The 26235-nt window shown below is 27.2% G+C and carries 27 protein-coding genes; 26 read left to right on the plus strand and 1 reads right to left on the minus strand.

Features of this window, described 5'->3' with window-relative positions; translation table 11 throughout:
- Positions 1-24: 24 nt before the first annotated feature.
- The gene (locus tag TR13x_RS01575; protein WP_054870125.1) at positions 25-1662 is read left to right on the plus strand and encodes a penicillin-binding protein 2; all 1638 of its coding nucleotides are present in this window, start codon (positions 25-27) and stop codon (positions 1660-1662) included.
- 71 nt (positions 1663-1733) lie between these two features.
- The gene (sigK, locus tag TR13x_RS01580; RefSeq protein WP_054870447.1) at positions 1734-2438 is read left to right on the plus strand and encodes an RNA polymerase sporulation sigma factor SigK; all 705 of its coding nucleotides are present in this window, start codon (positions 1734-1736) and stop codon (positions 2436-2438) included.
- Between the two features lie 37 nt (positions 2439-2475).
- Here the strand turns inward: sigK and TR13x_RS01585 are convergent, their stop codons facing one another.
- The gene (locus tag TR13x_RS01585; RefSeq protein WP_082394738.1) at positions 2476-3303 is read right to left on the minus strand and encodes an SDR family oxidoreductase; all 828 of its coding nucleotides are present in this window, start codon (positions 3301-3303) and stop codon (positions 2476-2478) included.
- A 158-nt stretch (positions 3304-3461) separates the two neighbouring features.
- Here TR13x_RS01585 and TR13x_RS01590 point away from each other — a divergent pair, with 158 nt between their 5' ends.
- The 24 genes from TR13x_RS01590 (at position 3462) to spoIIIAB (ending at position 26220) form a co-directional block, all read left to right on the plus strand.
- Positions 3462-4742: an aminotransferase class I/II-fold pyridoxal phosphate-dependent enzyme gene (locus TR13x_RS01590; protein WP_054870126.1), complete on the plus strand. Its 1281-nt coding sequence runs from the start codon at positions 3462-3464 to the stop codon at positions 4740-4742.
- Positions 4743-4809: 67 nt separating this feature from the next.
- Positions 4810-5370: a YqeG family HAD IIIA-type phosphatase gene (locus TR13x_RS01595; protein WP_369813258.1), complete on the plus strand. Its 561-nt coding sequence runs from the start codon at positions 4810-4812 to the stop codon at positions 5368-5370.
- A 2-nt stretch (positions 5371-5372) separates the two neighbouring features.
- Positions 5373-6245 carry a shikimate dehydrogenase gene (aroE, locus tag TR13x_RS01600; RefSeq protein ID WP_054870128.1) on the plus strand — a complete coding sequence of 291 codons (873 nt, stop codon included), beginning with the start codon at positions 5373-5375 and terminating at the stop codon, positions 6243-6245.
- A 59-nt stretch (positions 6246-6304) separates the two neighbouring features.
- A complete protein-coding gene (locus TR13x_RS01605) occupies positions 6305-7984 on the plus strand; it encodes a GspE/PulE family protein (protein ID WP_054870129.1) in 1680 nt (559 codons plus the stop codon).
- 8 nt (positions 7985-7992) lie between these two features.
- Positions 7993-9048, plus strand: coding sequence for a type IV pilus twitching motility protein PilT (locus TR13x_RS01610; RefSeq protein WP_054870130.1), 1056 nt, complete (start codon positions 7993-7995; stop codon positions 9046-9048).
- 27 nt (positions 9049-9075) lie between these two features.
- Entirely contained in the window at positions 9076-10287 is a 1212-nt protein-coding gene (locus tag TR13x_RS01615; protein ID WP_054870131.1) for a type II secretion system F family protein, read from the plus strand.
- A 17-nt stretch (positions 10288-10304) separates the two neighbouring features.
- Positions 10305-10739, plus strand: a complete 435-nt coding sequence (locus tag TR13x_RS01620) for a type II secretion system protein (protein WP_054870132.1) — start codon at positions 10305-10307, stop codon at positions 10737-10739.
- Positions 10740-10764: 25 nt separating this feature from the next.
- Positions 10765-11523 (plus strand): A24 family peptidase, encoded by a 759-nt coding sequence (locus TR13x_RS01625; protein WP_054870133.1) that lies wholly within the window; start codon positions 10765-10767, stop codon positions 11521-11523.
- A gap of 5 nt (positions 11524-11528) precedes the next feature.
- Positions 11529-12587, plus strand: a complete 1059-nt coding sequence (gene pilM / locus TR13x_RS01630) for a type IV pilus assembly protein PilM (protein WP_054870134.1) — start codon at positions 11529-11531, stop codon at positions 12585-12587.
- Positions 12588-12598: 11 nt separating this feature from the next.
- Positions 12599-13159 (plus strand): PilN domain-containing protein, encoded by a 561-nt coding sequence (locus tag TR13x_RS01635; RefSeq protein WP_054870135.1) that lies wholly within the window; start codon positions 12599-12601, stop codon positions 13157-13159.
- Complete coding sequence (locus tag TR13x_RS01640) at positions 13156-14373, plus strand: hypothetical protein (RefSeq protein ID WP_054870136.1); 1218 nt, start codon at positions 13156-13158, stop codon at positions 14371-14373. The genes TR13x_RS01635 and TR13x_RS01640 overlap by 4 nt, the downstream gene beginning before the upstream one ends.
- A gap of 1 nt (position 14374) precedes the next feature.
- Positions 14375-15175, plus strand: a complete 801-nt coding sequence (locus TR13x_RS01645; protein ID WP_054870137.1) for a prepilin-type N-terminal cleavage/methylation domain-containing protein — start codon at positions 14375-14377, stop codon at positions 15173-15175.
- Positions 15176-15186: 11 nt separating this feature from the next.
- Complete coding sequence (locus tag TR13x_RS01650; RefSeq protein WP_054870138.1) at positions 15187-17211, plus strand: Tfp pilus assembly protein FimT/FimU; 2025 nt, start codon at positions 15187-15189, stop codon at positions 17209-17211.
- A gap of 18 nt (positions 17212-17229) precedes the next feature.
- A complete protein-coding gene (locus TR13x_RS01655) occupies positions 17230-17754 on the plus strand; it encodes a PilW family protein (RefSeq protein WP_054870139.1) in 525 nt (174 codons plus the stop codon).
- Between the two features lie 14 nt (positions 17755-17768).
- Entirely contained in the window at positions 17769-20639 is a 2871-nt protein-coding gene (locus tag TR13x_RS01660; RefSeq protein WP_054870140.1) for a VWA domain-containing protein, read from the plus strand.
- A 19-nt stretch (positions 20640-20658) separates the two neighbouring features.
- Complete coding sequence (locus TR13x_RS01665; protein ID WP_054870141.1) at positions 20659-21099, plus strand: hypothetical protein; 441 nt, start codon at positions 20659-20661, stop codon at positions 21097-21099.
- Positions 21100-21116: 17 nt separating this feature from the next.
- Positions 21117-21395, plus strand: coding sequence for a late competence development ComFB family protein (locus TR13x_RS01670; RefSeq protein ID WP_054870142.1), 279 nt, complete (start codon positions 21117-21119; stop codon positions 21393-21395).
- A 4-nt stretch (positions 21396-21399) separates the two neighbouring features.
- The gene (locus TR13x_RS01675) at positions 21400-21921 is read left to right on the plus strand and encodes a shikimate kinase (RefSeq protein WP_054870143.1); all 522 of its coding nucleotides are present in this window, start codon (positions 21400-21402) and stop codon (positions 21919-21921) included.
- Positions 21922-21998: 77 nt separating this feature from the next.
- Complete coding sequence (gene aroQ, locus TR13x_RS01680; protein WP_054870144.1) at positions 21999-22457, plus strand: type II 3-dehydroquinate dehydratase; 459 nt, start codon at positions 21999-22001, stop codon at positions 22455-22457.
- Entirely contained in the window at positions 22417-23523 is a 1107-nt protein-coding gene (locus tag TR13x_RS01685) for a Xaa-Pro peptidase family protein (protein WP_054870145.1), read from the plus strand. The genes aroQ and TR13x_RS01685 overlap by 41 nt, the downstream gene beginning before the upstream one ends.
- Positions 23524-23537: 14 nt before the next feature.
- The gene (gene efp / locus TR13x_RS01690) at positions 23538-24095 is read left to right on the plus strand and encodes an elongation factor P (protein ID WP_054870146.1); all 558 of its coding nucleotides are present in this window, start codon (positions 23538-23540) and stop codon (positions 24093-24095) included.
- A 45-nt stretch (positions 24096-24140) separates the two neighbouring features.
- The gene (locus TR13x_RS01695; protein WP_054870147.1) at positions 24141-24545 is read left to right on the plus strand and encodes a CD1247 N-terminal domain-containing protein; all 405 of its coding nucleotides are present in this window, start codon (positions 24141-24143) and stop codon (positions 24543-24545) included.
- 127 nt (positions 24546-24672) lie between these two features.
- Complete coding sequence (spoIIIAA, locus tag TR13x_RS01700) at positions 24673-25692, plus strand: stage III sporulation protein AA (protein ID WP_082394743.1); 1020 nt, start codon at positions 24673-24675, stop codon at positions 25690-25692.
- A gap of 3 nt (positions 25693-25695) precedes the next feature.
- A complete protein-coding gene (spoIIIAB, locus tag TR13x_RS01705) occupies positions 25696-26220 on the plus strand; it encodes a stage III sporulation protein SpoIIIAB (RefSeq protein WP_054870148.1) in 525 nt (174 codons plus the stop codon).
- Positions 26221-26235 lie beyond the last annotated feature (15 nt).

The following is a 26235-nucleotide window of genomic DNA, read 5'->3' on the forward strand; positions in this document are numbered from 1 at the left end:
AGTTATCTATTGGAGGTATTTTTTATGAAGTATAAAAGAAATTTAATACTTTTTTATTGTACAGTATTATTTATTTTTGGATTAATTATTGTAAGACTATTTTATATTCAAATTATTAAAGGAGAAGAATATAAACAAGCAGCAATAAGGCAGAGAACAATGGAAGTTCAAATAAAACCTGCTAGAGGTATGATTTTTGATAGAAATTTAATACCTTTAACAAATAAAGATAAGATTAGAACTATGTTTATATTTAAAAATATATTTAGTGAGAAAGAATTGTCAAAAATAATAGAAACTTTGGTTGATAGAAATTTTATTAAAAAAAATATAATGTTTAATAAAGATAATGTGATAGAAGTTCCACTATATAGCGAAATAGAAGAATTAAAAGAATTAAAAGGAATCTATATCGAAGATAAAATTAAAAGATATGATAAATCAAATATATTATCACATGTTATTGGCTATATTAATAAAAGTGAAAATAAGGGGGAAAGTGGTATTGAGAGGGCTTTTGATAATATATTGAAACTAAATAATTCATATGGAAAAGTTGCTTTGATTGTTGATGGTAAAAAGAAAGTAATACCAGGAATTGGGATGATGAATATAAAAAAGAAAAAAGGTCAAGAAGCTACTGGTGTAAAACTGACAATTGATTATAATATTCAAAAAGTTGTAGAGAAAGTAATGGATTCAGAAAATAAAAATGGAGCTGTAATAGTCGCCGATGTAAAAAGTGGAGATATTTTAGCTATGGTTAGTAGACCTAACTTTAATCAAGAAAATGTTGCAATGTACTTTAATAGTAGAAACATGGAATTATATAATAAAGCAATACAAGTGTCTTATCCTCCTGGTTCTTTATTTAAAATAATCGTACTTGCAGCAGCATTACAAAGTGGAAAGATTGATTTAGATAAAAAGTATATTTGTAAAGGTTATGAAGAAGTAGGCAATATAAAAATAGCTTGCCATTCATATAAAGATGGTGGTCATGGAGAATTAAATTTAGAAGAAGCATTTTATAAATCGTGTAATTCTGTTTTTATTCAAATAGGAAAGATAGTGGGTTCTAAAAAGATAATTCAAACTGCAAAAAAATTTGGGTTTGGAGATATAGTTGATATTGGACTTTTAGAAGAGATCAAGGGTAATTTACCAGAAGGTGATGATATACTCGGGCCGGCCATAGGGAATATATCAATAGGACAAGGAAGTATTGAAGTTACTCCACTTCAGATAACTAATATGATTATTACAATAGCTAATAATGGGATTATGAAAGATATGTCTATCGTGGATAGTATAGTAAATGAGAATGGAAATATTATAAAAAAAATAAAAAGAAATAAATCAAAAAGAGTTTTGGAACCTTATTATGCAAAACTTATACAGGGGTATATGGAAAAAGTGGTTACTATGGGCACAGCTAAAAATATTTCGATGGATGAAATTGGAGGTGCTGCAGGTAAAACGGGTTCAGCTCAAGCTGTTTATAATAAAAGGGAAACTATACATGCTTGGTTTGCTGGATATTTTCCAAAAAAGAAACCTAAATATGCAATTACGGTTTTAATAGAAAATGGTATTTCAGGGGGAAAAACTGCAGCACCAATATTTGAGAAAATAGCCAAAGAAATACAAAAAATTGAATAGATGTACTAGCACACCTTCACTAAAAAAAACATATAATCTAGTAGGACCTTTTATGGAGGTGTGCTTTTTTGATGTTTACGACTTTATTAGCTGTATTAGGAGTACTTCTTAAACCAATTGCTTTATATGCTGGTTATATAACTAATACAAATTCTTTTCCTAATCCCTTAAGTCCTGAAGAAGAAGACAAGTATTTGAGATTATATGAACAAGGAGATGAGAATGCTAAAAATATTTTGATAGAGAGAAATTTAAGATTAGTTGCTCATATAGTAAAAAAATATCATAATACAGGTAAAGAGATTGATGATTTAATATCGATAGGAACGATAGGTTTAATAAAAGCAATTACTACATTTGATAGAAAAAAAGGAACAAGATTAGCGACATACGCAGCTAAATGCATAGATAATGAAATATTGATGTGTATACGTTCATCAAAGAAAATTAAATCTGAGATTTCCTTACAAGACCCTATAGGAATGGATAAAGAAGGTAATGAAATTTCATTAATAGATATATTAGGTACTGATCCTGATGAGGTTGTAGATAAAGTAGATTTGAAAATGCAGGTAAATAAGCTTTATAAGAAAATGGATAAAATATTGAAAACTAGAGAACGAAAAATTATTGAATTAAGATATGGATTAATAAATGGATGTTGTAAAACTCAAAGAGAAATTGCAAAAATGCTAGGAATATCAAGGTCTTACGTATCAAGAATAGAAAAAAGAGCTATAAAAAAATTGAGTAGAGCATTTAATTATAATGAATAAACACTGTATGCAAAGATACAGTGTTTATTTTCCGATTTTAATAAATTTTTTCTAAAACGTATTCAACTACTTTTGCAGGTAAAATTCGTTTAAGTAATGCCACACATTTATATTTGATTCCAACAACAACCCTAATAGGTGGATTTTTGCTATTTAAAATTTTTGCAAATGCATTTACTACAATTTCTGGACCTGGACCATTTAATTCATCTTTTATCATAGTTTCAACAGCTTTCTTATGTCTTTCTTTATACGCTGGATTAATTAAAGCGGCTTTTGCTGTTTTTCTTGAAGAAGTAAAATTTGTTCTTATGTCTCCCGGATCGATCATGGAAACTTTAATACCAAAAGGTTTAACTTCCATTCTAAGACATTCAGTCATTGCTTCCACTGCATATTTAGTTGCACTGTACATGGATTGAAAAGGAAGTGCAATAAAGCCTGCTACAGAACTTATATTTACAATCAAACCTTTGTTTTGCTTTCTCATTATAGGTAGTACATGTCTTATAACTGACATCATTCCAAAAAAATTTGTGTCAAATATTTCATGTGCCTCATCATTGGATATATCCTCGACAGCACCACCTAGAGCATAGCCTGCACAGTTGAGTAAAATATTTATTTGACCTTCATTTTTTAATATATAATCAATAGCTTTTATAATAGATTTTTCTTGTGTTACATCTAAAGGTATCATCTGGATTGTGCCTTCTCTTTTTTCAGAAAGTAAATCAGGGAATGTAGCTTTTCTAGAAGTGCCATAAACTATATATCCATGATTTTTTAAGTATTCAGCACATGCTTTACCCATTCCTGAAGACGCCCCTACTACAAGTGCGACTTTTCCGTATATGTATTTCACAAAACCCCCTCCTTTATTCTATACACAATAAATATTCTATAATTAGAAAAAAAATCCTTTTTATTCGTGCACAATTTTGTGCAAAAAATTTTACTAATTGGAAGGAAAAACTTACAATTTATAGAATATTATATTTAATAATATTAGGAGGGATGGAAATGAGTGTGGTTGAAGAAAAAATAAGTAAGAAATTAGATTCATCTTATTTAAGTTTAGCTGATTTTTATGATATACCAGACAAAGATATTATGGGAAGGGCTAAAGAGTTTAAATTATTTCAGGAAGATATGTATAGTAAAAGGCATTTAAACTATAGAAGAATATCATTAACTGGTTCAGGACCAGTAATGAAAATTATTGATGCGTACACTGGTAAAGAAAGAGAAATGATATATTTAGCTTCGAATGATTACTTAAATTTAACAAAACATCCTAAAGTGATTAAAGCAGGCAAGGAAGCATTATTAAAATATGGTGCAGGTGCTGGAAGTGTACCATTACTAGGTGGAACTTTAGATTTACATATTGAACTTGAGAAAAAAGTAGCTAAATTTAAAGGCTGTGAAGCAGCTATACTTTATACTTCTGGCTTTGGCTCAAACTCAGGTACTTTATTATCTTTGTTAGGAGAGAAGGATATTGCAATATTAGATTTATATGTACATGCAAGTATAATAGATGGTTGTAAGAATACTAATATGAAATTTTTTAAGCATAATGATATGAACTCGCTTGAAAAGGTATTAAAGCGAGTGAAAGATAAATATAGAACAAAGCTAGTAGTAGTAGATGGTGTTTACTCTATGGATGGAGATATAGCACATTTAGATCAAATTGTGGAAATTGCTCATGCTTATGGTGCCTATGTGATGGTTGATGAAGCTCATGCAACAGGTGTCATAGGTGAAAATGGTAGAGGCACTCCTGAATATTTTCATATAGAAGGTAAAGTAGATATTGTAGCAGGAACTTTTAGTAAGGCTTTAGGTGGTGTAGGTGGTTTTATTGCTAGTAATAGCGAATTAATTGAGTTACTACATTATTATTCAAGAACTTATATGTTTTCAACAGCTCCTACACCTCAAGTAACAGGGTCATTAATAGCTGCTTTAGATGTAATTGAAAATGAACCATCTCTTAGGGAACATTTATGGAAAAATATAAAACATATGCGAAAAGGTTTATTAGATTTAGGATTTGATATTGGCAATGCAGAAACTGCTATATTTCCAATTATCATTGGAGATGACTACAAAGTAAAAGAGATGTGTAGAATATGCCATGAGGCTGGAATATATGTAAATCCAGTTTTATATCCAGCAGTACCTAAGAGACTTTCAAGATTAAGAATAAGTATTATGGCTCAGCATACAAAAGAACAATTAGATTATACTTTAGATGTACTAGAAACAGCCGGTAAGAAATTGGGGATAATATAAGATGCAAGCAAGGGAAGATTGACTTCCCTTATTTTTTTATGTAAAGTTTTATAATGAAATATTAAGGTTGATAGTTTTCTTTAAAAATAGAAGTGAATATGTTATATTAGACTTAATGGGAAGAGGTGATTTGATGAGCAAGCTTTTACCAGACTTATATGTTGATACAATATTCGATATTGACTTGATATCATTAAAATCTAAAGGAATTGATTCAATTATAGTTGATATTGATAATACTCTTGTGTCTTGGGAGTCTGAATATGCATCAAAAGAGGTAGTTGATTGGTTTAAAAGAATAAAAGAATTAGGGTTTAAATGTTGCATAGTTTCAAACAATACTAAAGATAGAGTTGTTAAATTTAATAAAAGTATAGAAGTATATGCAATTCATAGAGCGGTTAAACCAAGAAAAAAACCATTTCAAAAAGCGATAAAACTTATGAATACCACTCCTGGTAAAACAGTTGTTATTGGAGATCAAATTTTCACTGATATTTTAGGAGGAAATAGATTAGGAGCATTTACAATTTTAGTAGTACCGATTAGCAAGAAAGAATTTTTATGGACTAGAATTATTCGAAAGTTAGAAAGAAGGATTTTAAGGAAAATTGAGAAGGTGAGCTGACGATGAAAGTTAATTCATTAACAAAACTTTATTGTTTAATTGGAAATCCTATTGTTAAGAGCTTATCACCTACCATACATAATTATATATTTGATAAGGAAAAAGAAAATGCCGTTTATATGGCATTTAACATAGAGAAAAAAGATTTTGAAAATGTAATTAATAGTTTTAAAGCTATTAATGTTAAAGGATTCAATGTAACAATTCCGTATAAAATTGACATTATAAACTTTCTTGATGAGTTGAGTTATGAATCAGAATTAATAGGTGCTGTAAATACTGTTAAAATTGACAACGGAAAACTAATTGGATATAACACAGATGGGTTAGGTTTTTTAAAGACATTTGAAGAAAGGAATATTTCATTAAAAGGTAAGAATATTCTAATTTTAGGTGCAGGTGGTGCAGCCCAATCGATAGCATTAACAGTTGCAAATGAAGGAGCTAACAGCTTAACTATATTGAATAGAACAGTTAGTAAAAGTGAAATACTTGTTAGAAAAATCAAGGACAAATTTCCAGAAATAGAAAGCAGTTATGGTAGCCTAAATGAAACATATATAGACTTTAAAAATATTGATATATTAATAAATTGTACTTCGATAGGAATGTATCCAGAAATTGATAAAGTACCAATAGAAATAAACAAATTTAATAAAAATGTAATTGTATATGACATAATATATAAACCACTAGAAACAGAACTTATTAAATCAGCCAAAAAAGAAGGTATGATTGCTATTGGTGGTTTAGATATGTTGCTTTATCAAGCTCTATTAAGTGATGAGATATGGCTTAATAGAAAATTAGATATAGAAAAAATAAAAGATACACTTAAAAGAAGGATTTTATTAGAAAATGTAGAAGTTATATAATAATTTTTGCATTAAAACATGCTATAAGTATTATGGCTAATAAATAGAAGGTGAAAGTAATGAGTAGAAGTAAAATTCGTTTAGGAGAATTGTTAATTTCAGCAAAAAAAATAACAGAAGAACAATTGAAATCTGCTTTAGAAGAACAAAAAAAAACAGGAAAAAAATTAGGAGAATTACTGGTTGAAAAAGGGTATATAAAAGAGGAAGAAATAATAGAAGTACTTGAATACCAGCTTGGAATTCCTCATATGGATTTAGACAAATACTTTATAGATCCTGAAATACCTAAAATAATACCCGAAAAATTAGCTAGACGACATACTCTAATTCCTATAAGAAAAGAAGGAAATAAGCTTATAGTAGCGATGGCTGATCCTTTAAACATTTTTGCTATTGATGATATAAAGATTGCAACTGGATTAGATATAGAGCCGGTTATTTCAACTAGAAAAAATATACTGAATGCAATAGAGCAATATTATGGTAAAGAAATAGCAGAAAAAGCTGTAGAAGACTTTAAAAAACAGTATAACGTTGATGACATTAATGGAATTGATGAGGAAATTATTACCCAAATTAATAATGCACCTGTAGTAAGATTAATTAATTCTATAATTAAGCAAGCAGTTAATAGTAGAGCAAGTGATATACATATTGAACCATTTGAAAATAGATTAAGAATAAGATTTAGAATAGATGGTCAACTACAAGAAATTATGACCCCATCGATATCTACCCATTCTGCTATAGTAACAAGAATAAAAATTATGGGGAAAATGAATATTGCTGAAAAAAGAATACCACAGGATGGTAGGGTAGAAATTAACATTGATGGAAGAGAGATAGATTTAAGAATTTCAACAATGCCTACAGTTTATGGAGAAAAAGTAGTTATAAGGCTTTTAGATAGAGGAAGCTTTCTACTAAGTAAAGAACAATTAGGATTTATTAAAGATAATTTATTACGCTTTAATAAAATAATCAAAAATCCAAATGGTATTATTTTAATTACTGGACCTACAGGAAGTGGTAAGACAACAACATTATATGCTTTATTAAGAGAACTGAATTCGATGGATAAAAATATTATTACTTTAGAAGATCCTGTTGAATATAAGCTTGATGGTATAAATCAAGTCCAAATTAATAATAAAGCAGGACTTACATTTGCAACTGGATTACGCTCAATATTAAGGCAAGATCCAGATATTATTATGGTTGGAGAAATTAGAGATGAAGAGACAGCAAGGTTAGCAGTAAGAGCTGCAATAACAGGACATTTAGTAATAAGTACAATGCATACTAATGATGCTTCATCTACTGTAGCAAGGCTAATTGATATGGGGATAGAATCATATTTGATTTCTTCATCATTAGTTGGAGTTATTTCACAAAGATTAGTAAGAAAAATATGTGATAATTGTAAAATATCATATATACCTGATAAGATTGAAATAAAAAGTCTAAATATTGATGAAAACACTAAACTCTTTAGAGGAAAAGGGTGCAGCCAATGTTATAATACAGGATATAAAGGGAGAACTGCAATACATGAAATTATGATTATAGATAAAGAAATGAGAAAGCTTATTGATGAAAATGCTAGTAATGATATTCTAAAGCTAAATTCATCTAAAAATGGTATGATAACACTTAGAGAAAATTGTAGATCTCTAGTTATAGAAGGTATTACAACGTTTGAAGAATTAATGAGAGTAACATATACTATAGAATAGGTGATGATATGAATATTACTGAGTTATTAAAAAAGACTATTGAATTAAAAGCTTCAGATTTACATATTACAGTAGGTTATCCACCGGTTATGAGGATTAATGGTAAACTTGAGAAATATGGAGAAGAGATATTGACTCCAGAAAAAAATCTTAGTCTTGTAAAACAGATACTTGATGATGAGAAGTTTAAGCAATTAGAAATAAAAGGTGAAATAGATACTTCCTATTCAGTCGCAGGTTTAGGAAGATTTAGAATTAATGTATATAAACAAAGAGGTACATATGGAATGGCGATACGAGCTGTATCACTAAGAATTCCTACAATTGAAGAGCTTGGGTTACCTAAAATTGTAAAAGAATTATCAAGAAAACAAAGAGGGTTAATACTAGTAACCGGACCTACTGGGAGTGGTAAGTCAACTACATTAGCTTCTATGTTGGATTGCATAAATAAAGAAAGAAGTTGTCATATTTTAACGTTAGAGGATCCTATTGAGTATTTGCATAAGCATAATAAAAGCATTATAAATCAAAGGGAAATTGGAAGCGATTCTAGAAGTTTTGCTAGTGCTTTAAGAGCTGCGTTAAGACAAGACCCTGATGTAATATTGGTTGGTGAAATGAGAGATTTAGAGACTATTTCAATTGCTATTACAGCAGCAGAAACTGGACATCTTGTATTATCAACTTTACATACAATAGGAACAGCTAAAACTGTTGATAGAATAATAGATGTTTTTCCTCCACATCAGCAACAACAAATAAAAATACAACTATCTGCAGTTCTGGAAGGGATAATATCACAGCAATTAATACCTAGGATAGATAATGCAGGAAGAGTATTAGCATTGGAAATAATGATAGCTACACCTGCAATAAGAAATCTAATTAGAGAAGGAAAAACATATCAGATACAGACAGCAATACAGACAGGAATGAAATTTGGTATGCAGACAATGGATAACTCGCTTATAAACCTCTTTAAGCAGGATCTAATAAGTAAAAATACAGCGCTAGATTATGCAGTTGATAGGGAATTTGTAAGTAGATTTATAAGTTTTTAATATTATTTTAGGGTTAGGGGTGAATATATGCCCGTCTATAGATATAAAGCAGTTACTTTTGATGGTAAGAAGGTACACGGACAATATAATGCAAATTCAAAGATAGAAGTTATTAATATGTTAAAATCAGATAATATATATCCAATTGAGATTGAGGAAGTAATTGGCAGTAAGGATATAAAAGATTTAAAAATATTTAATAGAATAAAAATCAAAGATATTGCTGTATTTTGCAGACAATTTTATACAATGCTAAATTCAGGAGTTACTATTGTAAATTGCTTAGAAGTACTTAGAAATCAAACTGAAAATAAAAAATTGAAAAAAACTTTAGGACAAATTTTTGAGTCAGTACAAAAAGGAATGACATTATCTGAGTCTTTAAAGAGTCATAGAGATGTATTTCCAGAGTTATTGATAAATATGGTTGAAGCAGGAGAAGTAAGTGGTAATTTAGATACGATAATGGACAGAATGGCGATACATTATGAAAAAGAAAATAAAATTAGTAATAAAATAAAAAGCGCAATGGTATATCCAATAATCTTAAGTACTGTAGCAACAGTGGTAGTAGTTTTTTTATTAACAGTAGTAATGCCTACTTTTGTATCAATGTTTCAACAGAGTGGTGCAATGTTACCTGCTCCAACGCTGATTTTATTAGGGATTAGTGATATTATAAAAAGCTATTGGTATTTAATTATAGCATTAATTACAATTTTAACATATTTTTTTAAAAAGTATTATGAGACTGAAAAAGGAAGAATGCAAATTGATAAGTTAAAACTAAGAATTCCTATTTTTAATAACTTAATAAGAAAGATTACTACGAGTAGATTTACAAGGACTTTATCAACATTATTATCTAGTGGAGTTCCACTGATAAAGGCTTTAGAAATAGTTTCAAAAATAGTTGGTAATAAAGTAGTAGAAGAAGGGTTAAATTTAGTTAAAGATGAAGTTAGAAGAGGATTGGACTTAGCATCACCCATAGAAAAATTGGGGCTTTTTCCACCAATGGTTGTATCTATGATAAGAATTGGAGAAGAATCGGGTTCTCTTGATGAAATATTGGACAACACTGCAAGTTTTTACGATGATGAGGTTGAAGCTTCTCTACAGAAGCTGACTTCACTAATAGAACCAATTATGATTATTATTATGGCATTAATAGTAGGCTTTATTGTAATTTCAATGGTACTGCCTATGTTTGATATGATTAATACTGTAAGGTTCTAATGAAAGGAGGTGAAATAATGATAAAGGCTATAAATAAAAGAATAAGAAATAAAAAGGGATTTACTTTAGTTGAGCTAATTGTTGTAATAGCTGTTTTGGGTATAATATCAGCGATAGCTGTACCTAGATTTGTAGGTATTCAAGAAGAGGCAAAGAAAAAAGCAGATGTTGCTACTGCTAGAAGTTTAGCTAAAGCAACTGAATTAGCTATTGCTAAAGGTGATATAGAAATTCCTGATAATAATGACAATACAGTAAATATTCAATCTGATTTAGTAGGAAAAAACTATTTGGATTCAAAACCAGTACCTCAATCAGTAAATAATAAGGAGTTTGTAATTATAGTTAATGAATCAGGTAAAATAAGAGTAGGGATAGGTACAATTAATAATGGTAGTGGTACAATAGATACAGAGCTTTATCCTGATACTGATTCTAACTATAGTAATTAATGTTTGTTTTTTAGGAGCTGTGATTATGGTTTTATTAATAAGTATGGTAGGCCTAATTATAGGTTCATTTCTTAATGTATGCATATATAGAATACCAAAAAGAGAATCAATAGTTTATCCGCCTTCTCATTGTACAAGCTGTAATACAAGGTTAAAATTTTTTGATTTGATACCTGTATTTAGTTATTTGTTAAATAAAGGTAGGTGCAGATACTGTGGGGAAAATATCTCCCTACAGTATCCATTTATAGAATTGCTTAATGGATTAATTTATCTGTTGCTATTTTACAAATTTGGGTTTGGCTTTGATTTAATACGATATTTATTTTTGACAAGTTTGCTTGTAGTAATTAGTTTTATTGATTATAAACACCAAATTATTCCTGACAGTGTTTTATTATTTGGCTTTTTTATTACATTTATTTTTAAATTATTATATTATTCTAAAGTGGAATTATTAAATAGTATTTTAGGCCTATTGATTGGTGGATTAATATTTCTAATTATTGCAATTGTATCTCATGGAGGAATGGGTGGCGGAGATATTAAGCTTATTGCATTATTAGGATTTTTCTTTGGTTTGAAACATTTACTTTTATTAATGTTTTTATCTTTCCTAATTGGTGCATTTTTTTCTATTATGCTGTTGTTGCTAAGAATTAAAGACAGGAAGGATTTCATACCATTTGGACCGTTTATTTCTATTGCTGCTATTATTACAATATTTTATGGTGATGTTTTAATTTCATATTATATAAATTACTTTTTTAATTATATGGGGTGAAAATATTGTTTACTAAAGAAGTTATTTCAATCGATATAGGAACAAGATATATTAAAATTGCTATAGGTAAAGAAAAAAATAACACGATTATTATAAATAATTTTTTTAAACTTGATACACCTACAAACTCTATTAGAGATGGAAATATACTAGATTTAAATTCTATCAAAAGTTTAATTAGTAGTAAAATACTAAAAGAAAAGATTAAAGCTAAAAGAACAATTGTTACAGTGCAAAGTTCATCTATAATAAAAAGGGAATTAATATTACCTAAAGTTAAAGAAGAAGAACTTGATTCTATTGTTAATATTGAAATAGAACAATATTTACCCATTATGCTAAGCGATTATTTAATTGATTATAAAGTATTAGAGGAAATTGAAGAAGATAATGCCAAAAAGGTTAGAATACTAGTTGTTATAGCTCCAAAAGCTTTAGTTGAAAGATACTTAAAATTAATAAAAGAATTAAATTTAAAGCCGTATGTTTTAGACATTAATTCAAATGTAATATCTAAGTTGTTTAGTTCAAATATGTTAATAAATGGCGAAAATTACAGTTTGGATAAGACTGTTGCTTTTATAGATTTAGGTAATGAACAAATTAATGTAAACATTATCTCAAGAGGAATTTTGTCTTTTAGCAGATTAATAAATAATGGAGGTAAAGAATTAGATATAAATATTGCAAATTCATTTAATTTAAATCTTACCGAAGCAGAAAAAAGAAAAATTGAAACATTAGATTTATTTAAAAATGAAATAAATATGACATCTACACAGGTTCTTAATAATATTGCTGCAAATACTATAGATATTTGGATAGAAGAGATTGAAAAAATATTTAATTATTATACAAGCAGAAGTTTAGGAAATAAAATAGATTGTATATATCTATATGGAGGTAGTTCTAATATAAAGGGGATAGAGGACTACTTTACAAAGAGATTAAATTTAACTACAAAAAAGATTTCTGATATAAGCTTAGTAAAAATAAACGATGAGATAAAAGATAAAGAAATTTCAAATTTTTTAAATAGTGTAAGTGCTATTATTAGAAGATAGTAGGTGAGTTAATGAAAGATATAAATTTATTTTCTCATTACGTCAACAATAAGAAGATTTATAAAAAAAAGTTATTTTCTATATGCATAATAGCTGTGGCAATATTTATATTACTAACTACAATAACTTTTATTAATATATACAAAATCAGAAGCTTAAAAAGTGAAATAAAAATGTTAGAAGACTACTTGAAATCTCAAAATACTAAAGAAAAGTTAGCTGAAATAGAAAAGAGAAGTAATAGATTTAAAATTATGCAACAATATTATAATACTTTAGTAGAAATCAACAAGGAGTTGGAAGATCAAGATATTATAAATACAAATTTTTTAGAAAAAATTACTTCTACTTTACCTAAGGATGTATATTTAAATGTTATGAATGTAAGCTTAGATAATTTACAAATACAAGGAGTTGCAGACTCTAGAATTTCTATTGCTAAATTACAACATAATCTAAGAGAACTAGGTTTGTTTAGCAAAGTAGTAGTAATAAATATAAACGAAGAAAAAGGACAGAATAGATTTGTTTTTTCACTAAAATGTGTTTTAAAGGGAAGTGAAGGTAAATGAGACTAAGTAAAAGAGAAAAGTACCTTCTATTAGTATTATTTTTTATTATTTTAATATTTATCTATTACAAACTAGTTATTAGTGATCAATTAATAAGAATAAATGATTTAGAACAAACTGCAAATATTTATAGAACTAAAGTAAAAAATGTAAAAGCAGAGCTTGAAAATGAAATAAATCAGGATGTTGAATATAAAATACTTAATGAAAAAATAAGTAATTTATCTAGTAAATTGCTACCTGAGATGTTTCAAGAAAAGATTATAATAAGCATTGATGAAATGATAAAAAAATCAAATATTAATGGATTTATATTGAATTTTAGCGGACCTGATATTGCTAATCTTAGTGAAGAAAAAGAGAATAAAAAAGACGAGGAGTATCTGATAAAGAAACTTGTAGAACAGTACTATGATTTAAATAAAAAAATAAATAAAGATACGAAAGAGGAAAATAAAAATATTAAATCTGATGATAAATCTAGCGAAAGTAAGATAGAGAAGATGACGATGGATATTTTTTATACTGGTAAATATGAAAATTTAATAAATTTTATTGATTTAATACAAAATTATGATAAAAAATTACTTATCAAAAATTTGAATATTATAAGAAATTCAGATAATGAAATTTCAGGAAATATAAAAATTGATTTTTTTGCTGTACCTTTGTTGAATTTAGTCTATGATGATTTTACAATTTGGAATTTTGACGAAAACTATGGAAAGAAAAATCCTTTTTATTCAGGAAAAGCTAATACTAAATTAGATAAGGCTACTGAATCTGATGAAATAATTTATGATTTTGCGATGAATGTTAAGCCATATAATTCAGATTTACCAACAATTACATTAGGTAAAGTTAATGATTCTCAAAGAAAAACTTATGTATATGCTGATAATCCTTTAGTTGAAGATGTAGAAATTTATTTTTCAAAATCAGAAGGGAATTATTTTTACAAATATAAAACGAATAGAGATAAATATCCTAATGATTTTAATAAATGGGTTGAATTTAATCCATTTAGTAATTCAATAAATATTATTATATACACACATAAAAGGAATTCTGAAAATGATATGTCTGGTGTAAACATTAAATTATATAATGAGACAGATAAACGTGTTTTTATTAGAATTATTGGTGATGATCAATATAGGCCAAGAGTTAATGTTGTAGGTAAATCTGGTTTAGTAGATGTTGAGAGGGATTAATATGTGGCTTAAAAATGGAATAAATAAAGATGCAGGTCTAACTTTAATAGAAGTGTTAGTAACTATAGCAATTCTAGGTATAATAATTATTCCTTTATCTTCATTTTTTATAACTACAGCGAAAATTAATAATGAATCAAGAGATAAATTCAAGGCTACTTTAATAGCTCAGAAATTTATAGAAGACCTAAAATTATCAGATAGTATAGTAGAAGGAGAAACACAGTATAAAGTTGAAAATTATGATGTTATAGTAAATATAACTAATATTTCAGATTTATCAGAGTCTGAAAGTAGTTTCTATGATACCATCGTTGATTATGATGTAAAAATTGAAATTGATAAAGATAACCAAAATTATATTTCGATATATGATAAAGATGATAATTTGTTAGCAAAAGACTATATTAGTGTAGAAGCTAAAATAGACATAGCAATGATAGATTCATTTATAACTATTAATATTTATGATAATAACAGTTTGTTGAGCACTACAAATATAGAAAATAATGGGGATGAAGGAAGTCTGATTTTAAATATATTAGGCGATATGGATTTTGTAATAAATAGTAATAACCAAACAGAAAATGATTTGATTATATATTTTTGTAAAAGTGGTACTTCAACTTCGAATTATAGTTTTTATAATTTAGGTGGAAAGGTAACTAGGTATGAAAATATTTTGATTTTAGATAATAAAAGTGAAAGTAGTTTAAAAGGACTATATAAAGTAGATGTAGAAGTAAAAAAAGATGGAAATACATTAGAACAGATTACAGGTTATAAGCTACTTACAAATTAGGAAGTGAAGCTATGTTTAGACATATAACTAACAACAAAGGATCGACTTTAGTATTATTAATGATAATTATGGCGATATTAAGTTTACTTGGTGTTACTATACTGACTATTTCAGTAACAAATTTCAAATTTAAAATGGTTAATAGTAAAGTAAAAAAGAATTTTTATATGACAGAAGCAGGATTAGATGAAGCATATATTATAGTAAAAAATTTAATTATAGAAGCTATTGAAGAAGGGAATAAATCAGTAGAGGATTTTATAGCAAATTTAGATTTAGAAGAAGGGAGTATATACATAAAAGAAGATGGAACGATAGATTTAGATGCTTTAAATCAAGCACAAAATGAGTTATTTAAGGATACTTATAAAGCGTATGTGTTAGACAACATTAAGAATAGATTAGAGAATTCAGATAATTACACAATAGAGTTAGATGGTATTAAACCGCAAATTGAAGTATTAAATGATTTTTTAAGTTTTTCTGAGGACAAGCTTGAACTAGACATAGAATCTACTTTTATAAATGATGGAATTGAGAAAAAAATAAAAACCTCTTTAATTATAAGTATACCAAATTATAATGAGCCTATTTATATCACATCAACAGTTAATGAAATACCTGTTAATACAGTTTGGGAAAAAGTTATCTCTTCTGATGGCAATATGTTAATTAAAAGTGGAAATGTTGAAATTAACGGAGATATATTTGTAAAGGGAATAGATAATAGTGGTGGAATAACGTTAGAAGGAACTGATTTAGCTTTTAATGTTAATGGAAACATTATTACAGATTATAACTTTAAAGTAAATTCAACGAATAATAATGTTGAGATTAATGGTAATATTTTTGCAAAAAACTTCATTATAAGTGAAGGTACTAATAATACAGTAATAAATCAAGATGAAGGTTCTTTTTATCTAATGGATGATTTAGAATTAAATGGCAGCAATTGTGTAGTAAATATTAAAGGTAATTTTTATGGTATATCTGATAGTTCAGATGCTTCAGACCCAGACCAATCAAGCAGTATTGTTATAAATACAGATGATATTGGTACTGGTTCAGAGCTAAATATTGATGGTGATGTTATAATACATGGTTCTTCTTTTATAAATACTTATGGTGGGAAGTATCAAACAGGAGAGTCAATATCTATAAAAGGAAATTATATTGCTTATACATATCCTTTACAAGAGTTAGGAGATAGAGATAATAAACCAAGTTTAAAAAGCGACAATGTAGTTTTTGAATATTATGATCCTCTTGTGTTAGTAGATAGATATAAAAATGGAGAAAAATTATTAGTTCAAGATAAAAGTGACTATATAAAGTTTTATCAGGATGAATATCAGCAATCAAGTGAACTAAATTTAGGAGCAGGTATAAAATTAGATGAATCTAAAAGTTTAATTCATACAGGAGCTTTAGTTTATGACGGTAAAATAATTCCGAGTAACATAAAAGTAGAAGATCAAGAAATTATAAATGAAAAGCGTGCCACATATGACTTGTATGTAAATAAAATGGGCGATGAGTCAATCCAATTAGAAAAAATTACAGTAGATGATCAAATAGATTATACAAAGATAATAGATAAAATTGATTATAATTCAGAAAAAAAGGAGTTAATTATCTTAGATAAGGATAATGAAGATTTTGCAATAATTGGACCAAATAGTGATGAGTCTGATTTACCAAAAGATATAACTAAGGTTTTAATAAACAATGATTTAGTTAAAGGGATAATAATAACTAATGGAGATCTTTATTTATTAGGTGAAATTAACTTTATAGGTTCAATTATAACAACTGGGAATATTTATATACTTAATGATGGGATAAAAGAGATCAAGCATAATACTAATATTGTTTCAAAGTTAATTTATGAAAATAATATTACAAATATATTTAAAAATAATTCAAATAATAAAATAGCTCTAGAGAGTAATATAAATGTTAATAAAACAGAGAGTGGAAATGGTATACAAGTTGAAGATTTAATAGAAGTTAGCAATTGGAAGCTCATAAGATAAATGATAGGTGATTACTATATGAGACTGATGAATAGAAATGGGTTTACAGTTCTAGAACTTTTGATTTCACTAGCATTTGCTGGTTTGTTGATAGTAATGTTATCTACATTATTTTTAACGAATATCAATTCTTATAATAAGGAAGATATTGTTTTGGAACTTCAATATCAAGGACAAATAGTTTTAAATTATTTTTCAGATAGAGTCATGGAAGCTAAGGGCATTATAGAAATAATAGACACTAATAATATGAATTCATTAAATAATGATTTTGAAATTAACATTAAGAAAGTTATTTTTAGAACTAATGATAATGGAATTATTTTTGAAGTTAAGTCTAATAATAAGGTTTTTTATGGTGAAGGTCTTTCAGGTTCAGCAACAACAGAAATTGCTGACTATATTAAATCAATTAGCTTAGAGCCTTTGCCATTAGGAAAAACTTTTTTAGATGCTGATGGTATAGAGATAACAGTAAATTTAAGTAAAGACAATTTTGACGAGAGTTATAGTACTGTAGTATTTTTTAGAAATAAGAATTAACGGGTGGCGATAATGTGTTAAAAAAATTAATTATATCTTTTTTAGTAATCAGTTTAATTTTCAATATAATGATAATTGATAATTACACTTTTGCAGAATTCAAAGATGAAGTAAAGGCACCTATTAATTTAATAAGGATTTTAGAGAAAAACCAATACCAAACAGGAGAAGAATTTATTATCAACTATACGATACAACCTCAAAATTTATCAATCGATGACGTGTATCCAGAATATTATCTGATGGACAAAGAGGTAGTTTTGGTTATGGATGTATCAGGTAGTATGAGGGATAAAATTATTTTCAATCAAAATAAAGAAACGATAGAAATAAGAAAATATATAAAAAAATTAAAAGAAGGCATTTTAGAAATAATAAAAACTGTAGCAGTTATAAGAGAAGACCAAAAAGATATAGAAAATATACTAGAAGATTTAGAAGATAATTTGCAAAGTATAAAAAAATATATAAGTAAAATAAAAGTAAATAATGAAAAAATAAATAAAGAGTTTGAAAAAATAGAGATTTACATAAAGAATATAAGAAATAATTTGAAAGAAATAGAAACAAAGCAAAAAGGCAGAAAGAAAAGAAATAAAAAAGTTAGCAAAAATATAATAAAAAATGCAATAGAAATGAATAAAAGAATAGAGAACTTAGAAAAGCTTTTAAAAGTTAATAAAACAACAAGAATAGAAGCAATGAAATTTGTATCAAAACGTTTTTTAGAAAAATTAAAAGATGATGATAGAATTAAAGTTAGTTTAATACCTTATGATACAAGAGCGTGGGATTCAAGTTATGAAGGTAAAGAATTTGCAGATTTATCTAATAATAAGCACTATAACGAATTAATTAAAGATATAGATAGTTTACAACCTTATGGTGGTACTAATATAGGTGATGGTTTAAGAAAAGCTTATTACAAATTAAAAGGTTCAACTAACAAAAATTCTAGAAAATATATAATTCTAATGACTGATGGAGAACCTACAGCTTATAGTTTTAAGGATTATATGTATTATTTTGGTGAAGGAAATAATTACTATACTTGGGGTGGCAGTATTGCTGATTATTGGGATTTAAAGTATGCTAAGTTAGTTGGAGAAAAATTATTAAAAAATGGTGGATTAGAAATAAAATCTTTTATGATAGGTTTTAGTGATGATGCAAATCTAGAAAAACTGAAACAAATAGCTGATAGTTCAGGTGGATACTTTAAAAAGGCGGAAGATGGAGATACATTAGACGATGTATATCAAGCTTTAGCAGATGAAATTAGTAGTGATTTGCCAATACATAATGCATTTTTTAAAGAAACAATACCAGATGGTTTTGAGATATTAGAAGTATCAGAAGGATTAAAGATTAAAGGTAATACTGTAACCGGAGATATTGGAAGTATTATATATAGATTAGATAAAGAGCGAAAAGAGTTTATAGCTGAACCAATAAACTTTTGGATAAAAGTAAAGGCGAATAAAGTAGGCAAATATCAATTTGGTAATACAGAAGGTCAAAATGAATCATATGTTAGCTATATAGATATAGATGGAAAGGAAAGAGTCAAGTACTTTCCTGTAATAGATATATCAGTTTATGAGACAGAACCTCCTGTTTTAGATGCAGAATTGTCTTTTGACACTGATTCTTCAAATAAAAAATTAAATATTACAGTAAATGAGCCTTCTCTTATTGAAGTACTTTATAATGATGAAGTTATAAAAACTATTGATTGTAGAGAAGAACTTTTTGGAATTGATGAAATAAAAGAATTTAATATAACTTTAAAACGAGATATCCAAAATAGTTTAGTTATAACAGCTACAGATTTATCAGGGAATAAGGTTATGGAGACAGTACCTTATTTAAGTTTAGATTCAATAAATTTAGAAGAGTATGAACATAATGATCTGAAGAGACCAGTTCAGCTAGAATTATCAACTGAACCGAATTCAACAATTGAAGAAATTATAGTAAACGGGATTAAATCTCAGGAAAATAAAGTTACAGATGAAGGATTTTATACAGCTAATGTTGTACTATTAGATGGTTCAAATGAAATTCTAGTGAAAGTAAAGAATCAATATAACAATATAGTTTATAGAACTTTTAAAATAGATATTGATGCAAAATCACCTTTAATAGATAGTGAGTTAAAAGATTTTAAATTGACAACTAATTTTGATGAACAAGTTGAAAAAGTATGGTTTGAAGCCGACCTAAATAATGATGAAATTATTTCTGAAGATGAAATCTTCGATGACAGTAATATCAGTATCTCATATAACGAAGATTATACAAAAGCAGAGATTACATTAACAAATAAATTTTCTAATAGGAAAATAAAAATAAAAGCTAAAGATCTAAATGGAAATATTGGGTTTTTAAATATAGATGTGCCTAAACTGAATAGAATTTTAGGCCATGGGATTTTAATAAATGGTGTTCAATTAAAAAAATATGAAGATAATAGTATTAATATAGTAAATGGCTACAAAGTTAAATTTGGTATTATTTTTAGTATAGATAGTGAAGCTGATACTTTAACTTTACATTTAAATAAAGATAGGATTAATAATGTAAAGTTACTAGGTGAGTTTAAATATGATTTATACGAAATTAGTGAAGGCTCTATAGTGCGTAAAGTAGCAATAAAACAACAGGACATAAATATACAATCAAATGATAATGAAATAATTGCAAATATTAACTTGCACACATATAGCGATATTTTCGAAAGAAAATTATTATTGGTATATACTTTTAGACCATTAGTTGAGAACTTAGGTACACAAGGTCTTAGAATTTCAAACAGATTTTCTATAAATGAAAGTGTAAAAGATATAGATATCAATATAAAACCTTTGCCTAAAATTGAGTAAAGTTAGGTAGGTGTAATAATTGGCTTTTAACCTAAGAAATATTAAAGGTTTAACTGTTATTGAATTGCTGGTTGTGCTTACTTTGATATTTTTAATTCTATTAATAGCTGTTCCTAAAATTAAAATTAATGATTATGAGTTATTGGGACAAGGTAAGATGTTATGTAACGACATTCGAAATATTAGAATGTTACGAATGTCAGAAGGTAGCGCTTATAGGATATTATTAGAAGAAAAAAGTTATATAGTATTAAATGGTACAACTCAAATTAAAAAAGTTGATTTAAAAGAAGGTTATAAATTAATATACTCTGAAAATGAAATTATGTTCAATTTAAATGGAGCTCCAACTCATGGAGGTACTACAATAAGTCTGCTTGACTTAAAAAACGATAGATATTGTGAAATAACAATTGTACCTGCAAGCGGCAGGATACTTATGACAGATACAATATATTAATTTTAAGAGGTGATTAAATGAAGCTATATAACTATATGGAAGATGTTGTTATCAGAATGATAGATTTAACAATTGAGAAATATCCAAATATTTGTAAATGTAAAAAGTGTAAGTTGGATATGGCGGCTATTGCCTTGAATAATTTACCACCAAGATATATTGTTACTGAAAAAGGAAAGCTATTTACAAAGGTAAATGGAATGGAAGTACAGTTTGATGTAGATGTTTTAAAGGAAGTTACAAAGGCAATTGAAAAAGTTTCAAAAAAACCAAAACATGATAGCGATATATGGTGATAAAATGAGAAAAAAGAATATAGTTTTAATTGGGTTTATGGGTACTGGTAAGTCTTACATTGGTGAGTATATTGCGAAAAAACTTGATATGAGATTTTATGATACTGATAATATAATTGAAAAAGATTGTAAATGTAAAATAAGTTATATATTCGAAAAATATGGTGAAAATTATTTTAGAAGGGTTGAAAATAAAGTTGTTTCAGAAATATCAAAAAAAGAAAAAGTTGTGATTTCAACTGGTGGTGGTATTGTATTATATAAAAGTAATGTAGAAATACTTAAGAAAAAAGGTATTATATTTCTTTTAGATGGCAGTTTTAATACGATTATTAATAATCTATATGATGATAGAGAAAAAAGACCTTTATTAAAAGGCACTGATTGGAAGAAAAAAGCTATGCAGCTTTTTCTAAGTAGAAAAGAACTGTATTATAATAGTGCTGATTACATTATTAATATAGATAATAAAAATAAAGAAGACATTGCTGGAGAAATTATAAATATTTATAGCTTTCAAAAGTAGCTATAAAGTTATTCTATTCAAAGAATTAGATTTATGGTAATATATAAGAAGAATGTTTAAGGATGTGTTTGACAAGTATGAAAAAAATATTAGTTATACATGGTCCAAACCTAAATATGCTTGGACTCAGAGATCAAAAAATATATGGCAATATTACTTTAGAGAATCTTAATGAAATGATTAAAAATAAAGGTGGAAATTTAGGTGTAGAAGTCGAAACCTTTCAATCGAATTTTGAAGGTGATATCATAAATAAATTGCATATTGCTAAAGACTATTATGATGGAATAATAATTAATCCTGGAGCATATACGCATTACAGTATTGCAATTAGAGATGCATTAGAAATTTTAAACATTCCAACGATAGAAGTACATTTGACAAACATTTATAAAAGAGAGGAATTTAGACATAAATCAGTTATAGCTCCAGTTTGTACAGGTCAAATATGCGGGTTAGGTTATTTAGGATATATTATAGCTATAGAGGCTCTATATGAAATTATTACTGGAGGTGATAGATCTGATAGTCAATAATGCAAGAATTGAAAAATTAAAGAAATACATGAAAGAAGTTGATATAGATTCTGTAATTATTTTCAAACCTGAAAATAGAAGATATATAAGTGGATTTACAGGAACTTCAGGATATATAATAATAACTGAAAAAGAAAACTATATAGCTACTGATTTTAGATATTTAGAACAGGTAAGTAAGCAATGTGAGGGATTTAATATAATTGAATTGAATTCATTACATACTATTTTTGATGTATTAAGCGAATTAAAAGTTGAAAGATTAGGTATAGAAGATAATTTTGCTACTTTACAATTTGTTAGAAATATAGAAGAAAAGTGTAGCAATATAAATATAGTACCACTTAATGGAGTTCTAGAAAACATAAGAATGATAAAAGATAAACAAGAAATAGAATTAATAAAAAATGCAGCTGAAATTACAGATAAAGCATTTAATCATATATTAGATTTTATTAAAGTTGGAGTAAAAGAGTTAGATATTGCTATAGAATTGGAATATTTCATGAAAAAGTTAGGTGCAGAAGGACCTTCATTTAAATTTATAATAGCATCAGGAAAAAGGTCTGCAATGCCACATGGGGTAGCTTCTGATAAAATAGTTGAAGACGGTGATTTTTTAACTATTGATATAGGTTGTATTTATAAAGGATATTGTTCTGATATGACTAGAACTATTGTTATAGGGAAAGCTAATGAAAAGCAAAAAAATATTTATAACATTGTATTAGAAGCACAAACAGAGTCACTTAAAGCAATAAAACCAGATGTACAGGGTTATGAATTAGATAGAATAGCAAGAGATATAATTGATAGTTATGGTTATAAAGAACATTTTGGGCATGGTTTAGGACATGGAGTTGGTTTAGAGGTCCATGAAAATCCGAGACTTGCACAAAACGAAATGGGTAAAATAGCTTTAAAACCAGGTATGATTATTACAGTTGAACCTGGTATATACATACCTAACTTTGGTGGAGTTAGGATTGAAGATTTAGTTTTAGTTACAGAAGATGGCTACGAAGTGCTGTCTAAAACAACAAAAGAATTAATAGAAATAAGTTAATGGGAGGTATTGTAATGATTTCAGCAGGAGATTTTAGAAAAGGTCTAACTTTTGAAATGGACGGTGAAATTTATCAAGTTATTGATTTCCAGCACGTTAAACCTGGAAAAGGAGCAGCTTTTGTTAGAACAAAAATTAAAAATTTAAAAACAGGTGCAATTAAAGACATTGCATTCAATCCATCTGATAAATTTCCTAAAGCACATATAGAAACAAAAGAAATGCAATATCTTTATAATGATGGGGAATTATATTACTTTATGGATACTGAAACATATGAACAAATACCATTAAATTATGATAAAGTTGAACATGCATTAAAATATATTAAAGAAAATGACGTAGCAGTTATGAGATTCCATGAGGGTAAACCATTTGAGGTGGTACCTCCTAATTTTGTAGAGTTAGTTGTTACGCATACAGAACCAGGAGTTAAAGGAGATACTGCAACAGGTGGAACAAAACCAGCTACTGTTGAAACTGGAGCTGTAGTACAAGTTCCATTATTCATAAATATTGGGGATAAAATTAAGATTGATACTAGAACAGGTGAGTATTTGTCAAGAGTATAGGCAATAATAATTTTAAGATTAAAAATAAAATAGGAGGTGCATCTCATGGATTATTTATATGAGAAAATTGCTTATCTTAGAGGGTTAGCAGAAGGACTTGATATTGATGAATCAACAAAAGAAGGCAGATTACTTATGCATATTATTGATACTTTAGAAGATTTTTCAGATGCAATTAGTGAGCTATATGAGGAACAAGAAGAATTAGAAGAGTATGTGGATGCAATTGATGAGGATTTAACTGAAGTAGAAGATGAATTGTTTGGAGAAATTGACGAAGATGATTTATTCGATGATGATTTTTTATATGATGAAGAAGACGATATAGATTATGTAGAAATACACTGTCCAAATTGTAATGAAGTAATATATTTTGAAAGAGACTTATTAGATGATGAAGATACAGAATGTCCAAATTGTCATTCAACAATAGAATTAGAAGATAAATAATTAAAGCCTGATGTCTTTGACATCAGGCTTTAATTATTTATTAATATTTTTGTTCAAAATAAATATTTAATATATTAATCATATTATTTAATAATATTCATACTTATTTATAAAGGGGGGACAGGTTATGGAACAACAAATGATTAATATTTATGAAAACAATTTATATAACAAATCAGATGGATTTGATCAAATATTAAGATATTTAGATATTGACTTATCAAACATTTTAAAGAAGATGCCTTTATTAATTAGAAAAAGGGTTGAGGAAATAAGACTAAGAATAGGAAGGCCTTTAGCTATTAATTATGATAGAAAAGATTTATTTATAAAAGCTAATGGTGTTTTAACTGATAAGGTATATGATGCTTATATAGTAACTGAGAAAAATATAAGAAATACATTTCAATTAATAAGTAATTATTCAATATATGCTTTTGAAGAAGAAATACGAAATGGATTTATTACAATTAGTGGTGGACATAGAATTGGTATTACTGGAAAAGTCATATATAGGAATAATAATATTTATACAATAAAAGAAATCTCATCTTTAAACATAAGAATATCTCGTGAAAAAAAGGGTGTTTCTGATAAAGTTATTAAATATGTTATAAAGAAGCCAAATACAATATATAACACTCTGATTGTTTCTCCTCCACAATGTGGAAAAACAACGTTACTTAGAGATTTGATTAGGAATTTGAGCAATGGTATTCCAAAACTAGATTTTTATGGCTTGAAAATAGGAGTCGTTGATGAAAGAACTGAAATAGCTGGTATTTACAAAGGATATCCACAAAATGATATTGGCCTTAGAACAGATGTATTAGATAGTTGCCATAAATTTGATGGTATGATGCTTTTAGTAAGGTCAATGTCTCCAAATGTAATTGCTACAGATGAATTAGGAGAAGAAAAGGATATAATTGCTATTCACAAGGCATTAAAAGCAGGAGTTAAGATCATATCAACAGTACATGGCGAAAGTATTAATGATCTATTAACAAGACCATATTTAAAACAAATTTTAAAAGAGAATATATTTGAAAGAATTATATTATTAAGTAATAGAAAAGGAGTAGGAACCATAGAGGATATCATAGATGGTAAGACTTATAAATCAATTATTAAGAAAGAGGTATAGATTATGTTTGTAATTAGACTAATTACTAGTATAACAATAGTACTTTCTTGCACTTTTATAGGTTATTATTTAGCAAACAAATATAATAAAAGATACGTAAATCTAGTAAAGCTACAGAGTTGTATACAATTATTAGAAACAGAAATTGTATATTGTTCGACACCTTTACCTGAAGCATTAGAAAATGTATACAATAAATGTGATAAGAGTGTCTCTTTTGTATTTAAAGATTTAAAAGATTTATTAATAGCTAATAGAAACCTTAATGTATATGAAGCATTTTCTCAACAGATAGAAAATTTATCTAAGAGATTATATCTAGACTTTCAAGATATAGAAACTTTAATGTCATTAGGAAGAGTTCTAGGAATTAGTGATACAGATGATCAACAAAAACATTTTAAACTTGTATTAATGCAGCTAAAAAATTGTCAAAAAGATGCAGAACTAAAAAAACAGGTAAATGAAAAGCTCTTCAAAAACCTAGGTATATTAACAGGATTAGCTATAGTAATCCTTTTATTTTAGAAGAAGGGAGAGTTA

This window comes from Caloranaerobacter sp. TR13 (genome assembly GCF_001316435.1).
Classification (GTDB): Bacteria; Bacillota; Clostridia; order Tissierellales; family Thermohalobacteraceae; genus Caloranaerobacter.